Genomic DNA, 13951 nt, shown 5'->3' on the forward strand with positions numbered 1-13951 from the left:
CCTGCAAAAGTGCTAAAATAAATAAATTCCTTCTAATAAAAAGCACAATGCATCAACCCAAATTGTTTCAACCCGTATATTGATAAAGCAATAAATAAAAAGAATTTTCAAAACTCAAATTCTGTGATATAGTATACAAAATTACATACTGTGTAAGTTACGGTGCTTGTGAGAACAAGCTGAAAAGGGAAACCAGTGAAAGTCTGGTGCTGTCCCGCAACTGTAAATCGGAGTTCGTGATATTCAACCACTGTCTATTGATGGGAAGGATCACAAGAACGTTGATGATGAGCCAGGAGACCTGCCGGAAACTAGTACACGCCAATACCTACGTGGAAATAGGTGGTGATTTTGTGCGATAGTGAGACAACAACCTTTGAGTTTACAAAGGTTTCTTTTGTCAATCTCTTAAACATTCACACCCCTCTTTCACTTAGAAAGAGGGGTTTTGGTTTTTATGTAACAAATTTAAGGAGGAATTGTTTATGAAAACAGCAGTAATTGGTTACCCGTATATTGGACAAAATCGTGAATGGAAACGTGTGACAGAGGCATTTTGGAAAGAACAACTGACTTTGCAATGCTATGAACAGGAAATGAAAAACTTACGCCTTGCTCAGCTATATCAACAAAAAGCTTTAGGGCTGGATATTTTAACAGTAGGTGATTTTACATACTATGACCGTATGCTGGACATGGCTGTAATGTTCAATATGGTTCCATCGCGTTATGATTATCTTTCTTTGCAGCATAATTTTACGGCATACTTTGCAATGGCCCGTGGAGCTGAAAATGTGGTGGCATGTGAAATGACGAAATGGTTCAACACGAATTATCACTATATTGTACCGGAATATGAGGGACAACAACTCGCATTGCAGCACAATGTTTACGCGCAATATATCCAGGAGGCAATCGAAGCATTCGGCATGTCCCCTCGTGTGACAATTATTGGTCCATTTACATTTTATAAACTGACAAAAGGTGTTGGCCAAGAACAAAAACAACACTATATTCAGCAGCTGGTGATTGTGTATAAAGAGTTGCTTCAGTCGTTAGAAGCAAGTGGTGCAACGACAATCCAGCTTGAAGAACCAAGCCTTACAAAAGACCTTACTTCCGAAGATATTGCATTAGTTCAGCATTTCTATCATCAAGTATTAAAAGGACTTACAGTTGAAACGATCTGCACATCTTATTTTGAAGCGTTATCCGACTATGAAACAATGATTAATTTGCCAGTCGATGGCTTTGGACTGGACTTTGTTCATGGGAAAATTGAAAATATAGCATCGTTAAAAAAATTTACTTTCCCAAAAGATAAAGTTCTATATGCAGGAATTATTAATGGACGTGACATATGGAGAGCCGAATTGCAGAAGCAGTTGGCACTAGTAGCGGAAATTCGTTCCTACGTACCATATTCACCTATCCATCTACAAACATCGTGCAGCCTCCAGCATGTGCCTGTTACAACAGCAGGAGAAAAAGGGGTTGTACCTGAGCTGCAAAACGCCTTAGCATTCGCCAATGAAAAAATAAAGGAACTGCAAATGATTAAAGGAAAAATACTTCAGTTGGAAGGTCCTTATCAACATGCAATTTTAGAAAGTCAAAAAGCAATCCGCACATTGGCGCAGCATAAATCAAGACGGAAACAAGCTGTACTTGACAAGGTGAACGCACTAACACAGGAAGCTTTTAAACGAGCAGATAACTACAACAAGCGCAGTAAACTGCAACGTGCCTTTTTACAGTTGCCGGATTACCCGACAACAACAATCGGGAGTTTCCCGCAATCGGCTGAAGTTAAGAAAAATCGCAGTTTGTGGCGTAAAGGGGAAATTACAACAGCGGAGTACGAAGCATTTAATGCAAACGAAACAGCACGATGGATTGCGATTCAGGAGCAGCTTGGTCTTGATGTTTTTGTTCATGGAGAATTTGAACGTACAGATATGGTCGAATTTTTTGGTGAAAAATTGGATGGCTTTGCGTTTACGAATAATGGCTGGGTTGTTTCTTATGGTTCACGTTGTGTTAAACCGCCTATTATTTACGGAGATGTTGAATGGACGGAACCGATGACGGTAAGGGAAGTAAGTGCCGCACAATCACTTACGGATAAGCCGGTCAAAGGGATGCTGACAGGACCCGTTACAATATTGAACTGGTCATTTGTGCGAAATGATTTGGACCGCTCGGAAGTTGCTTATCAAATCGCCCTGGCATTAAGGGAAGAAGTATATGCGCTTGAAAAAGCAGGAATCAATATTATTCAAGTTGATGAGCCTGCATTAAAAGAAGGGCTGCCGATCCGTAAAAATCAACATCGGGCTTATATCGAATCTAGTGTAAATGCATTTAAATTAGCGACAAGCGGTGTGCGGAATACGACCCAGATTCATACACATATGTGTTATTGTGAATTTAATGACTTTATTGATGTAATTGAATCATTGGACGCGGATGTGATTTCGATTGAGACATCACGAAGCCACGGAGAACTGGTAAAAATACTAAAAGAGACACCGTACAGACTGGGCATCGGTTTAGGTGTATATGACATTCATAGCCCCCGTATACCAACAGTGGAAGAAATGGCCGTTATTATCGGAGAAAGTAAAGAAGTGATCGAAAAAGAACAATTTTGGATCAATCCCGATTGTGGACTGAAAACTCGCACGGAGCAAGAGACGATTGCATCATTGAAAAATATGGTGGCCGCAAAAGAGCGACTAAAACTGTTGAATTAATGAAGGGGCGGATACTATGAGTCAAATGAAAAGAAATTACAACCCCGTGTTTTTGACGGCTGTAATGAATGGCTTTACAGAAAGTAATACAAAAAGCCTTAAAGAGTTACGTGATGAGTTGATGACGTCATACCCAGCGGATGAAAAGGAAATTCAAAAAGCATATTATTTTGTAAAAGCGGAATTAGTAGGTTGAAGTGATCTTTAGAAACAGGTAGAAAATACAATGAGGCCGGGACAGAAGTAGAAATTTCATAAACTAAGGAGAAAAACCTTATTAAGAAACGGATATTTTTTAAAATTGATTGGAATGGAGGGCGAGTGTTCGTGCTGACGGTATCACCTTTCGCACTGTTAAAATACCAGCTGACGGCTGCGCCTTTCGCTACAAGCACAGCTTCCTGCGGGAATAGCGAAATTTATTTTGCGACGAAAGCGAAGCGTCAGGAGCACTGACGCCTGAGACTTTCGTGTAAGGCCACGCCCGCGGAAAGCGCCCCGGAATGGAAATCAATTTTTACGCTCAGCAAAAAAATGCAATTTTTCTCTAAGAGAAAAATTGCATTTTTGGATTATGTCCCACCCTCTATTTGTAATCCCGATATCGAATTAAAATGTCCCTTTAAATTTCTCAGGCTTTACGACATAGCCTTCAATAATAAAACCGCATTGTGTACAAATAATATATTCGATATTGGAACCTAAGCTCATTTTATTGACAGGTGACATAACACTGTACCCGCTATGTTTGCCTTTCCCTAATTCAGAGCAGCCGCATTTTGGACATTCTTTTACGGTTGTCGTATTCTTAATTTCTATCACCCTTTCATAGTTAGGTAGCCAGCAAAGGAATTACCATTAGTTCATTAGGAATCCCTGTAAAATTGCTAAAAACAAACCAAGGGAAACGGGGAAAATTTTAAAAAACAGATAGCCCTTTGATTGAATTGTCCATTCTTCAAATGGATCTTTCGTCGGAGAACCAAGATAGCGAATAAACTTTTGAAATGGTGACTGCTTTTTTGCAAGTTTTGTCACAGGTATGTCGATTTTATAGGAATCAAGCAAACCGGATAGCTCTTTTTCCTTTTTAAATTCCTCGTTCATGTTGGAAATCCTCCTTTAATTCAGCCTTTAAAGCTTTAATAGCGTGATGAAGCCGTGATTTTACCGTACCGATCGGAACATCCAATATTAAGGCAATTTCTTCTTGCAGCAAATCTTCATAGTAAGCAAGCAAAATTACAGCCCGCTGTTTATCCGGCAAGTTTGAAATCGCTTGTTGAATGACGAGTGTGTCTTCGGTTTGCAGCGTTTTTTTCTGAATAGGGATGAGAAAAGGCAGGAGTGTCTGCCATCGTTTGCGCCTTTTCAGCTTATTGATCATAAGGCGGTAGGCAATCTGAAACAAGAAGGACTTTACCGTACCACGTTGCTGTTCATACTGAAATTTTTTTGATTGCAGCACTTCAAAGCTGTCGTGAACAATATCGACACTCAATTGCTCATCTTTTGTATAACGGTACAAAAAACAGAACAGCGGCTCATGCAACTGGTCGTACAGTTGTGCCAACGCTTCCGAATCGCCAATTTGAAACGCGGTCATCAACTGCTCATTGTTCGCTATCATAAACGTCACCGAAACGTGCTTTAATACTTTTTAGTGTAGCCGATATGCGCATGACCAAATACACAACCATTACAATGACCCATGCCTGTGCCTGGTTCGTAAAAAACTGAACATAAGGGTTTTCAATTGTTTCACCGGATGAAAGTAAAATGTTCAAAACTTGCACACAGATAATCGTATAAACCGCTAAAATCAGAGTAATCGTGTCAAATATATTCCAGCGTAAATAAACGGTTGTTTTCGCATAATTAATTTTTTTACCTTCCCTGATAATATGTTTTCTGAAAAACGGAATCAAAATCGTAAATAATATAACCATTTCAACTGCACTCACAATTAGCGAAATTTTAAAACCAATCCCCATATCCCATTTCTCCTTACTTAGTTAAATTTTATAACAAGCTGCAACTTTTGATGCTTTCACTGACTATACAAACAGGAGAGGAAAAAGGTTCAAAAATTTTTTGATATTTATTCTGCGACAATTTCCGGTTCCTGCAGCTTTTGCAGATTATTTTCATGTAATCGGTTCATATAGTTTTGTACAACAACATTAATGTAAAAGAACATCCCCATTAAAATTCCGGAAAACACCCAACTCGTTATCCGTTTATAAATAAGCATGTCACCATAACTGTCAATTCCATATTTACGAAGCAGGAAGACCGTAATTCCTGCCATAACCAGTCCTCGAATAATGAAGACAACCTGGATCAGCTGAAACCATCGGAAGATCCCTTTTTGAAAGAATAATGCTTTACTTTCCTTTCGTGCATGTCCTTGCAAATAAGCAAAATCAACTGCAATATACAGGGGAAAAGGCTGTTTTACGATGAATAAAATTACATAGAGCAACGTATAAAAAAGACCTAAATAAACGTTATTCCAAATCATCTGCTCCGCTGAACCCGACAGTAAATCGACCGCTGTACCTATAAGCATTGAGCCTAAAATAAACAGGCCTGTCACATTGAATTGCCGGTCTTTAGCAAAGCGGTAAACCGTATAAATTATCCCGGGAACAGTGGACAGCAGCATTGCCGCATAGTCACCAAAAGGCTCTCGCCCAAACTTCCAGATTACATAAGGTAATGCTGCATAAAACAGTAGCTCTAGAAAGATAAGATATTTATTCGATTGTGAATTATTCGCCATAAAAGCCTCCATTACCGTTAAAAAGGTATTTGTTTTTTTATATTACTAAAGATTATCCGACACTATATTTATGAAATAGTTATACGAAAAAAAGCAACCAAGTAAACGAAAGACACTTAAAAACAGCTTGCAATAACCCCTTTCTAATTTATGTAATATTATGTATATTCTTCTACGTATTACCTTTATTAAAGTTTCAAAATTTTTATAATTTAACAGAGGGGATAGAGGTAAAAGGATTGATGGAACAAAAAGTAAGTAGGTGCTAAAATACTATTAGCTTTTTAAATTATTTATGTTACAATAACTTTCAAATAAAATAATTTCCTTCGGGGTCGGGTGAAATTCCCAATCGACGGTGATGAGTTTATCTCTAAGCCCGTGAGCCACTTTATGTGTGCAGGATTTTGGTGCAAATCCAAAGCCGACAGTTATAGTCTGGATGGGAGAAGGAATGGCAACGCATTTTAAAAATTTGATTTTAAATGTGCTTTTTTGCTATACACTTTTCCTGTCGCACCTTGTGACGGGTTTTTTTATTTTATTTGAAAAAAATAATTTCCTTCGGGGTCGGGTGAAATTCCCAATCGACGGTGATGAGTTTATCTCTAAGCCCGTGAGCCACTTATGTGTGCAGGATTTGGTGCAAGTCCAAAGCCGACAGTTATAGTCTGGATGGGAGAAGGAAGCAATGTCAGCAGTTTTTTGAAAATTTACTTCGAAAAGCTTATTTGATGATGCTCAATTTTCCTCTCATCGAACTCCGAATTCAATCGGGGTTCTTTTTTAATCCTAAAAAGAGGTGAGCAGGATGTTTACAGGAATCATTGAAGAACTTGGAACGGTTGAAACAGTCAGCCAATCCACACAAGCGATGGAACTAGCCATTCGCGCAAGCAAAATTCTAGAGGATGTTCAACTCGGGGACAGCATTGCCGTTAATGGTGTCTGTCTGACAGTGAAACAATTTTCGCCGACCGTATTTTTGGCAGACGTCATGCCGGAAACTGTCAAAGCAACAAGCCTACAGCAATTAACTGCTGGGATGCCTGTCAATCTAGAGCGGGCAATGTCGGCGAATGGTCGTTTCGGAGGGCATATTGTTTCGGGCCATGTTGATGGAATTGCAACAATACAACGGAAAAGACCCGTTGCCAATGCAGTTTATATTGATTTGGCAATGGAAAAGCATTTGGTTGCTGAATGTATTAAGAAAGGCTCAATTACAGTGGACGGCACGAGTTTAACAATCTTTGATGTGACGGACACATTCATTACCATTTCCTTAATCCCTCATACGTATGAACAGACTGTATTAGGCTTTAAAAAGCCGGGAGATGTTGTGAACATTGAAACAGATCTAATCGGAAAATATGTAAAAAAACATTTACAAAATCAAACGGAAAGTACAATTACAATGGACTTTTTGCAACGTACAGGATTTTAAAGGAGTGCTACAAAATGAATACAATTGAAGAAGCAATTCACGCATTGAAAAACGGCGAGATTATTATTGTGTCAGATGACGAGAACCGTGAAAATGAAGGGGATTTTCTAGTGTTAGGAGAATTCGCTACACCGGAAAATATTAATTTCATGGCGCTTTATGGAAGAGGGTTAATTTGTACACCAGTTTCATCTGCACTTGCAGAAAAGCTTTCCCTTCATCCAATGGTGCAAAGCAATACCGATACATATCAAACAGCTTTTACGATTAGTATCGATCATATCCATACAACGACAGGTATAAGTGCATTTGAGCGTTCTAAAACGATGTTAGCATTACTGGATCCTGCAACAAAACCGGAGCATTTTCATCGTCCCGGCCATGTTTTCCCGCTCATTGCTAAACAGGGAGGCGTGTTGGAACGTCGCGGGCATACGGAAGCAGGTGTTGATCTGGCTAAACTATGCGGTTCGAATGAAGTTGCGGTCATCTGTGAAATTATGAACGAAGATGGTTCAATGGCCCGCATGCCACAGCTCGAAAAGATTGCACAAAAATATAACCTGAAATTTATTACAATCGAAGACTTAGTTCAATATATAAAATTAACTACCGTATTGGTATAAAAAGGAGCAATTAATATGGGAAAAACATTTGAAGCACAATTAGTCGGAACAGATCTAAAAATCGGAATTGTCGTAGGGCGCTTTAATGAATTTATTAATGATAAATTATTAAGCGGTGCAATTGACGGCTTAAAACGTCATGGTGTAGACGAAGCAAACATTGATACAGCATGGGTTCCAGGTGCTTTCGAAGTACCGTTTGTAGCAAAAAAAATGGCTGAAACAAATAATTATGATGCAGTAATCGGTTTAGGTACGGTCATTCGCGGATCAACTACACATTACGATTATGTATGTAACGAGGCGGCAAAAGGAATTGCCAAAGCAGGGTTGGACACAGGCGTACCGGTAATTTTCGGCATTGTCACAACTGAAAATATCGAACAGGCAATCGAACGTGCTGGTACAAAAGCAGGCAATAAAGGCTACGACAGCGCAATGTCTGCAATTGAAATGGCGAACTTGAATAAAATGTTTTAATAAAGATTAGTGCACGCCACTCAAAATGCAGCTCAGAAAATATTGCTGCTTGCGGAAAGTTAGTTCTAAGCGGTGTAATAGGCAATCCTGCATTGGTAGGGTTGCCTTTTTACTGTGAACATTTTCAATATTCTTTATTGCGTCAGAGAGTGCTGAAATAGTTTGCTGATTCTAATTATTTATTTACAAACATTCCCTTCTATTTTATTGTTAGGTCAGACATATGAGGAGGGAGAGCGATGGCAGAAATAGTACGCAGAATAAGACCCGGGCAGTACGGGCGTATTAAGGAACATGAAAGCTGGTTTTCGGATATGTCCGAGCAAGGGCTGCATTTTTATGAGATTGGCACACATTTTGCGAAGTTTAAAAAAGGGGATCGCAAACGAATGGATTACCGGCTGGAACTGGCGAAAAGCAAATATATATCGAGTGAAAAAATCCGGTTATTTGAAGAAAGCGGCTGGGATTATATTGCAAGTGACCGCAATTTTCACGTATTTGCGGCACCGGTTGATCGTAAAGCTAGTGAACCTCCGATAGATCGGGAAGAGCAAATCTCAATAGCAAAAAAAGCTTTTAATAAAGCATTATTTAATTTTATAGTTAATTTAATCGCGATTATTGTAATCACTACGGTCTTCGTCAAATCTTTCGAAAACGGAAATATTTCTGTTTTGCAACTGATAGATGGATATACACTTGCTCCATTATTAGTATTGTTTGTTAGTTTTATGCAAATAATTCCGATAGGTAAAAGCTTATTTGGAATCAATCATTTGCGGAATGAACTTAAAGCTGGGATATTAGACGATCAACAAAAACCATGGGAAAACTTTTACCGGTCAAGTATTGTCTACAGTTTCATAGTATTAGTAATTACATTAACTCTTGTGTTAATACCGATTTACCAAATATGGAGTATGAAAACAAGCCCTTTAACAGAAGAAGATGCAGGGCTGCCAATTGTCCGACTAGCTTCCATTGAAAATCAGCCGCATCTTAAAAGGAAGCCACTTTACTTTGAAGGCGAGGATTTGGGAAGCAACTACTCATCACAGTGGAATATTTTTGCTTCTGTCCAATATGATTCAACAGAAATGGGCGTTATTCAGGAAGGGGAATGGTACGATCCCAATCATGCATATCAACCATCAATCTCATCGGAAGTTTATAAGTTACGGTTCCATTCCCATGTTAGCTCATTAGTTAATGAGTTAATAATCAAGCATACATATGGAAGTGAACCTAGAAGTTTTAAAGAAAGAAAACACACAGCTTTTGATCGACTGCTGATTCGGGATAATTCTTTTCATAAAGATTTTCTCTTTGTAAAGGGGCGGGCCGTGATGTATATCAATTATACTGGTCAGGTTGAAGATGATGTAATCATAGAGAAAGCTGCTGAGAAAATGGCATTACTTGCTGACGATTGAAGGAGTCACTAGTAATATTCTAATAAATATTTAAATCATCTAATATCAAGTTGACATCTTCTAATAAGTTACCGATTTTCTAATTATAAGGCAATTGTACTAATAATGCTCTTAGATGTTTAAATAAACATTCGGAAAATGCTAATAACCTATTGAAGTTTTCTAATAAATATAAAATTCTTCTAATAAAATCAGTTGCCGGTCATATCATAAGAATGCATACAAGTAATGCCACACTAGCAATCCATTAAACTATAAATTCCCCTAGCTTCATTCAGATGAACATGTTACCATATTTAAAAATTCAGAAAATGAAGGTGAGTAAATGGAGAATGTTGTGTTCTTTATCATTGCGTGTGTTCTTCTGATTGTATTGCCGGGTCCTGATACAGCTATCGTTACGAAAAATACAATCGTTAACGGACAAAAGGGCGGATTTCAAACAATGGTCGGCTCTTGCGCAGGATTAACGGTCCATACAATTGCAGCGGTGGCAGGGCTATCGGCGATTATCGTAAAATCTGCCGTGGCATTTACAGTGTTGAAATACGTAGGAGCAGCCTATTTATGCTATTTGGGTATAAAAACATTGATGAGCATGCGTGCTAAAAAAGCTGATTCAGAGGAATTGACGGACATTCCGGAAATTGAAGCTAAAGGCAATTCGTATTTTAAGCAGGGACTCATTACGAATATCACAAACCCTAAAGTAGCAGTATTTTTCCTGACGTTTTTACCGCAATTCCTATCTAAAGGCGCAGAACCGTTTTGGCCATTTTTGACGATGGGAATCATCTATATTGTTTTAACATTTATTTGGTTTGCGCTCTATGTTTTTTTATTAAACAAAATCCGCAATTTCATGAAAAAACCTGCTACACAATCGGTAATCGAAACGTTGACTGGAGCTGTTCTTATCGGTTTTGGAATCAAACTTGCCTTTGAAAAGCAGACTTAAAAATAATTTTGCATAAATCACATTACCTTTACAATCAATAGCCCATTTACCGCTTATTCTTTTTTAAAGAAGGGTATAGTTCCCTAATTCTAGAAAAAAGGATGATGAAAAATGGGCTTGTATATTACAATGTGGATAGCCATGATTGCTGTAATCGTAGTAAATGCGCTATCCAATACACTGCCTTTAAACGGGCAAACGGCATCAGAAATTACGAATCGATTAGAAGTGTTATTTACACCAGCAGGCTACGTATTTTCTATTTGGTCGTTAATTTATGTACTGCTTGTCATATGGCTGATTACGATATACCGCAAAGTGAAAGACAATCGTTTTAAAGGAAAAGTAGGTATTTTATTTATCATCAGCTGTATATTTAATATTGCTTGGCTGTTCAGCTGGCATTATGAACAATTTATACTATCCATTATTGTAATGTTCTTTTTGTTATTTACACTCATTGCGATTTACCTGCAGTATAAAAACACGGAAAAAGGTATTTCAGAACGCTTTCCGTTTTCATTTTACTTAGCGTGGATATCCGTAGCGACAATCGCTAATGTAAGCTATGTCTTAAAACATCATGGAGTCGATTTGGGGATATCAGAGGTGATCGGATCATTCGTACTTGTCGGGGTTGCGGTCATTCTCGGTTATTTGGCGGTTGCTGTTTCAAAAGATATTTTCTTTACTCTTGTTATCGTTTGGGCACTCATCGGTATTGCTGTAAAAACAGATGAACCAACAATGCAGAACGGTACAATAGTGTTAACAGTAATATTAATCATCGCGGCGCTTGTTCGCTATATGCGTATGAAGACAAAAAGGCTCGCCTAATGAATAAGGGTTGTAGTATTAGTCGGAAATGACTTTTACTACAACCCTTTATTTTTTGACGTTATTTAAAGAACACAATCGACATAAAGCCCATGTAAAAACATAATGCCAGCGCAAAAGTCATGGCAGCCGATACAACAACCGGCAGCTGTTTAATATAACTTACGATGACAAGAGCGATGAACAGTGCAGTCAACAGGAAAAATCCTAACCCGATACCCGTCATTTGTAAATACCCGCGCATGCCAGCTTCAATCGAGCTACGGTAGAACATTTCAAAAAACGGAGAAATTTCCTGAACATAAAAACTCGGGGGCTGTTGTTCACTATAGAGCGCTGTAATGAATAATATCATTACGAGCAAAACTGTTTCGATTCGTACCCACGTACGCGGTTCAAATAATGGCTTGTCCATCTTCAGTTTAATGAGCAGACTGTTTGCCAAAATAATAACAGTCAAAGGTACGAGCAGAACATGCTTAATGAACAAAAACTGTCCATAATTGCTCGACCAGCTTGTCACATAGCCCGGCACGATTGTGTCAGTCATAAGGACACCTGTTAATGCAACTGCCGTAAAAGCTACGAGTGCCACGGGGGAGAACCACTTCAGAAAGGCATCCCAGTTTTGCGCATCTTTTGAGAAAAAGCTCATCAGAACTAAGATGCCGAGCCATACACTGACAGCTAGAAGGTGAACAAAATCCAATGCCGATCCGACAATGCCTGTCATCGAACCTGCATGACTAATATAGCCAATTGCCGTCATAATGGCGATTAAAATAAAAATTGACATGACCGATATAAGCTTCGAAGGTTTTTTCATAAACTGGCGAATCATTATAAGCAAAATAATCGTAAAGCCAACGACCGCGAGCCATGAATGGCCAACTTTAAATTTCAAAAGGAGCATGCCCAATGATTCGATGAAGCCGAACTGTGGTGTCAAAATTGTCAGCAATTGAATATTCGGTACAAATGTGACAATCGGCAAAATGACCGCACTAACAATAAGCCACTTGGCTGAAATATCGATTTTTGGGCGAATTGTTTCAGGGATACAGTATAAGATAAATGTTCCCATAAGAAGAGCTAAACTCACATAAAGTAAAAATTGACTAAAAATTGTCAATGACATCATTTTGTATTTTTCCGTCTTGCAATAGTGAAAATACTTACTATTATAATAAGAAGTAAAAGGGCTCCAATGATGTATAGTAATGTATCGTTTGATGTTTCTTCATTATCTGCCGCAGTCGTTTCCGCTACGTTGTTTTCTACCGTTTCGTCTACTTCCGCTTGCTCTTCATTTTCTTCTGTAACTTCTTCTTCGGCCGGTTCTTCTGCTACAGGTGCATCAACCGTAAAGGAAAATTGACCTGACAATGGGTGGCCATCTGCACTAATACTATTCCATTCAACGGTATAGTCATCATTTGGTAATGGATTTTCAAAAGTACCCGTCAATACACCATCGACTAAATCCATCGATACTGTTTCTATTTCTTCACCGTTACTTGAAATGACGTTAAATGTACTGCCTACTTCAATTCTCCCGGCGTATGTAAGTTCAATCGACTGCAACGGTTCAGTTACAACTGCTCCATCCTCGGGATTAGTCGTGTCTAAATACGTATGTGCTGCTGCGCTCGGTACAGCTAAAAATAGTGCAGCAAGAATCGATAATAATATTGTTCTCATATTAATATGATTCTCCTTTCATATGTTTTTTTGTTCAACCATATTGTAGCCGAACAATAAAACAAATGCACTGTTTCCGCTTTTTAAACTTGAGGAAATGACAGTAACAGAGAATTATTATGCTATAATATTGTCACAAATGAAAAGGGGATTAACATGCAACAGTTTGTCGAGGATATTTATTTAAAAGGACATAAACAGGCCGTTCTGCTTTTACATAGTTTTACGAGCAATGCGAAGGAGATGCACTATTTGGCAAAAATGCTTCATAGTAAAGGGTATACGAGTTATGCGCCAAATCTGGCAGGGCACGGAGCATCACCGGAACAATTATTTGCAAGTTCTATGAAACGCGTATGGGAACATAGCAGACAAGCAGTACAGTTTTTAATCGATGAAAAATATGAAGCGATTACAGTAATTGGCCAGTCATTAGGTGGTGTACTTGGAATAAGACTGGCAAATGAATTCCCTGAAGTGAAAGCTTTATGTATTATTTCTTCACCAGTATTGGAGCGGCCAGTGGAAGGTTTGGAACAGCGTGTCGTCTATTATTCCAAGAGGTATTTACAAAATAGAGGAAGCTCTGAACAGGAACTGCAAGCGTTTTTAGATAATCACTTCCCAAGACCTGCCGGAAAACTGATTGCGCTGCAGCAGTTTATCGTTGAAACAGGCAAACAGCTTCATTTGCTGAAACAGCCTCTTTTCTTGGCAAAAGGTATGCTGGACGAGCCGGTTTTCCATCAAAGCATTGACATGATTGAAAAGAATGCAATTAGCAACGTCATTACGAAAAAACAATACGACAACAGTGGTCATCTTATTACATTAGGAAAAGAACGCCAATTACTGACGGAAGATATCATTCGCTTTATCGAAGGAATAGAAAAAGGAACTGTCTAATTTTTAGACAGCTCCCCAT

Annotated in this window: 16 protein-coding genes, 1 pseudogene and 3 riboswitches; of the genes and pseudogenes, 10 read left to right on the plus strand and 7 right to left on the minus strand. The window is 38.5% G+C overall.

Going from position 1 to position 13951, the window contains the following annotated elements; all coding sequences use genetic code 11:
• Positions 1 to 143: 143 nt before the first annotated feature.
• Positions 144 to 323, plus strand: a riboswitch (cobalamin riboswitch).
• Between the two features lie 162 nt (positions 324 to 485).
• The 3 genes from metE (at position 486) to M3166_RS19325 (ending at position 3212) form a co-directional block, all read left to right on the plus strand.
• Positions 486 to 2756, plus strand: coding sequence for a 5-methyltetrahydropteroyltriglutamate--homocysteine S-methyltransferase (gene metE / locus M3166_RS04330; RefSeq protein WP_285848724.1), 2271 nt, complete (start codon positions 486 to 488; stop codon positions 2754 to 2756).
• Positions 2757 to 2772: 16 nt separating this feature from the next.
• Positions 2773 to 2952: a hypothetical protein gene (locus tag M3166_RS04335; RefSeq protein WP_251687660.1), complete on the plus strand. Its 180-nt coding sequence runs from the start codon at positions 2773 to 2775 to the stop codon at positions 2950 to 2952.
• Between the two features lie 125 nt (positions 2953 to 3077).
• Positions 3078 to 3212 (plus strand): hypothetical protein, encoded by a 135-nt coding sequence (locus M3166_RS19325; RefSeq protein WP_285848725.1) that lies wholly within the window; start codon positions 3078 to 3080, stop codon positions 3210 to 3212.
• Between the two features lie 153 nt (positions 3213 to 3365).
• Here M3166_RS19325 and M3166_RS04340 read toward each other — a convergent pair whose 3' ends face one another.
• The 5 genes from M3166_RS04340 to M3166_RS04360 all read right to left on the minus strand — a co-directional run bounded on the left by M3166_RS04340 (position 3366) and on the right by M3166_RS04360 (position 5541).
• Positions 3366 to 3578, minus strand: a complete 213-nt coding sequence (locus M3166_RS04340; RefSeq protein ID WP_435368049.1) for a transcription initiation factor TFIIIB — start codon at positions 3576 to 3578, stop codon at positions 3366 to 3368.
• A 36-nt stretch (positions 3579 to 3614) separates the two neighbouring features.
• A complete protein-coding gene (locus M3166_RS04345; protein ID WP_251687661.1) occupies positions 3615 to 3863 on the minus strand; it encodes a hypothetical protein in 249 nt (82 codons plus the stop codon).
• Positions 3847 to 4362 (minus strand): RNA polymerase sigma factor, encoded by a 516-nt coding sequence (locus M3166_RS04350; protein WP_251690011.1) that lies wholly within the window; start codon positions 4360 to 4362, stop codon positions 3847 to 3849. Before M3166_RS04350 ends, M3166_RS04345 begins: the two co-directional genes overlap by 17 nt.
• A 7-nt stretch (positions 4363 to 4369) precedes the next feature.
• Positions 4370 to 4750, minus strand: a complete 381-nt coding sequence (locus M3166_RS04355; RefSeq protein ID WP_251687663.1) for a group-specific protein — start codon at positions 4748 to 4750, stop codon at positions 4370 to 4372.
• Positions 4751 to 4857: 107 nt separating this feature from the next.
• Positions 4858 to 5541, minus strand: a complete 684-nt coding sequence (locus M3166_RS04360; protein ID WP_251687666.1) for a VC0807 family protein — start codon at positions 5539 to 5541, stop codon at positions 4858 to 4860.
• A 321-nt stretch (positions 5542 to 5862) separates the two neighbouring features.
• Positions 5863 to 5999, plus strand: a riboswitch (FMN riboswitch).
• Between the two features lie 98 nt (positions 6000 to 6097).
• Positions 6098 to 6232: riboswitch (FMN riboswitch) on the plus strand.
• 120 nt (positions 6233 to 6352) lie between these two features.
• On the opposite strand from M3166_RS04360, the gene ribE reads away from it, so the two are divergent.
• The 6 genes and pseudogenes from ribE to M3166_RS04390 all read left to right on the plus strand — a co-directional run bounded on the left by ribE (position 6353) and on the right by M3166_RS04390 (position 11325).
• Positions 6353 to 6988, plus strand: a complete 636-nt coding sequence (gene ribE / locus M3166_RS04365; RefSeq protein WP_251687668.1) for a riboflavin synthase — start codon at positions 6353 to 6355, stop codon at positions 6986 to 6988.
• Between the two features lie 14 nt (positions 6989 to 7002).
• Positions 7003 to 7611 (plus strand): annotated as a pseudogene (gene ribB / locus M3166_RS04370) (3,4-dihydroxy-2-butanone-4-phosphate synthase); the annotation flags it as partial.
• Between the two features lie 18 nt (positions 7612 to 7629).
• Complete coding sequence (gene ribH, locus M3166_RS04375; RefSeq protein WP_079526989.1) at positions 7630 to 8094, plus strand: 6,7-dimethyl-8-ribityllumazine synthase; 465 nt, start codon at positions 7630 to 7632, stop codon at positions 8092 to 8094.
• A gap of 239 nt (positions 8095 to 8333) precedes the next feature.
• A complete protein-coding gene (locus M3166_RS04380) occupies positions 8334 to 9530 on the plus strand; it encodes a DUF2812 domain-containing protein (RefSeq protein ID WP_251687670.1) in 1197 nt (398 codons plus the stop codon).
• A gap of 325 nt (positions 9531 to 9855) precedes the next feature.
• The gene (locus M3166_RS04385; protein ID WP_251687672.1) at positions 9856 to 10488 is read left to right on the plus strand and encodes a LysE family translocator; all 633 of its coding nucleotides are present in this window, start codon (positions 9856 to 9858) and stop codon (positions 10486 to 10488) included.
• 111 nt (positions 10489 to 10599) lie between these two features.
• Positions 10600 to 11325 (plus strand): TspO/MBR family protein, encoded by a 726-nt coding sequence (locus M3166_RS04390; RefSeq protein WP_251687674.1) that lies wholly within the window; start codon positions 10600 to 10602, stop codon positions 11323 to 11325.
• Positions 11326 to 11386: 61 nt separating this feature from the next.
• Here the strand turns inward: M3166_RS04390 and M3166_RS04395 are convergent, their stop codons facing one another.
• Together M3166_RS04395 and M3166_RS04400 are read right to left on the minus strand one after the other, a co-directional pair.
• Positions 11387 to 12466 (minus strand): copper resistance D family protein, encoded by a 1080-nt coding sequence (locus M3166_RS04395; RefSeq protein WP_251687676.1) that lies wholly within the window; start codon positions 12464 to 12466, stop codon positions 11387 to 11389.
• On the minus strand, positions 12463 to 13026 hold the full coding sequence (locus M3166_RS04400; protein WP_251687678.1) for a copper resistance CopC family protein: 564 nt from the start codon (positions 13024 to 13026) through the stop codon (positions 12463 to 12465). Before M3166_RS04400 ends, M3166_RS04395 begins: the two co-directional genes overlap by 4 nt.
• Positions 13027 to 13182: 156 nt before the next feature.
• On the opposite strand from M3166_RS04400, the gene M3166_RS04405 reads away from it, so the two are divergent.
• Positions 13183 to 13932, plus strand: coding sequence for an alpha/beta hydrolase (locus tag M3166_RS04405; RefSeq protein WP_251687680.1), 750 nt, complete (start codon positions 13183 to 13185; stop codon positions 13930 to 13932).
• Positions 13933 to 13951: the final 19 nt, after the last annotated feature.

Origin of the sequence: Solibacillus isronensis (assembly GCF_023715405.1) — a bacterium.
Taxonomy (GTDB): Bacteria; Bacillota; Bacilli; order Bacillales_A; family Planococcaceae; genus Solibacillus; species Solibacillus isronensis_B.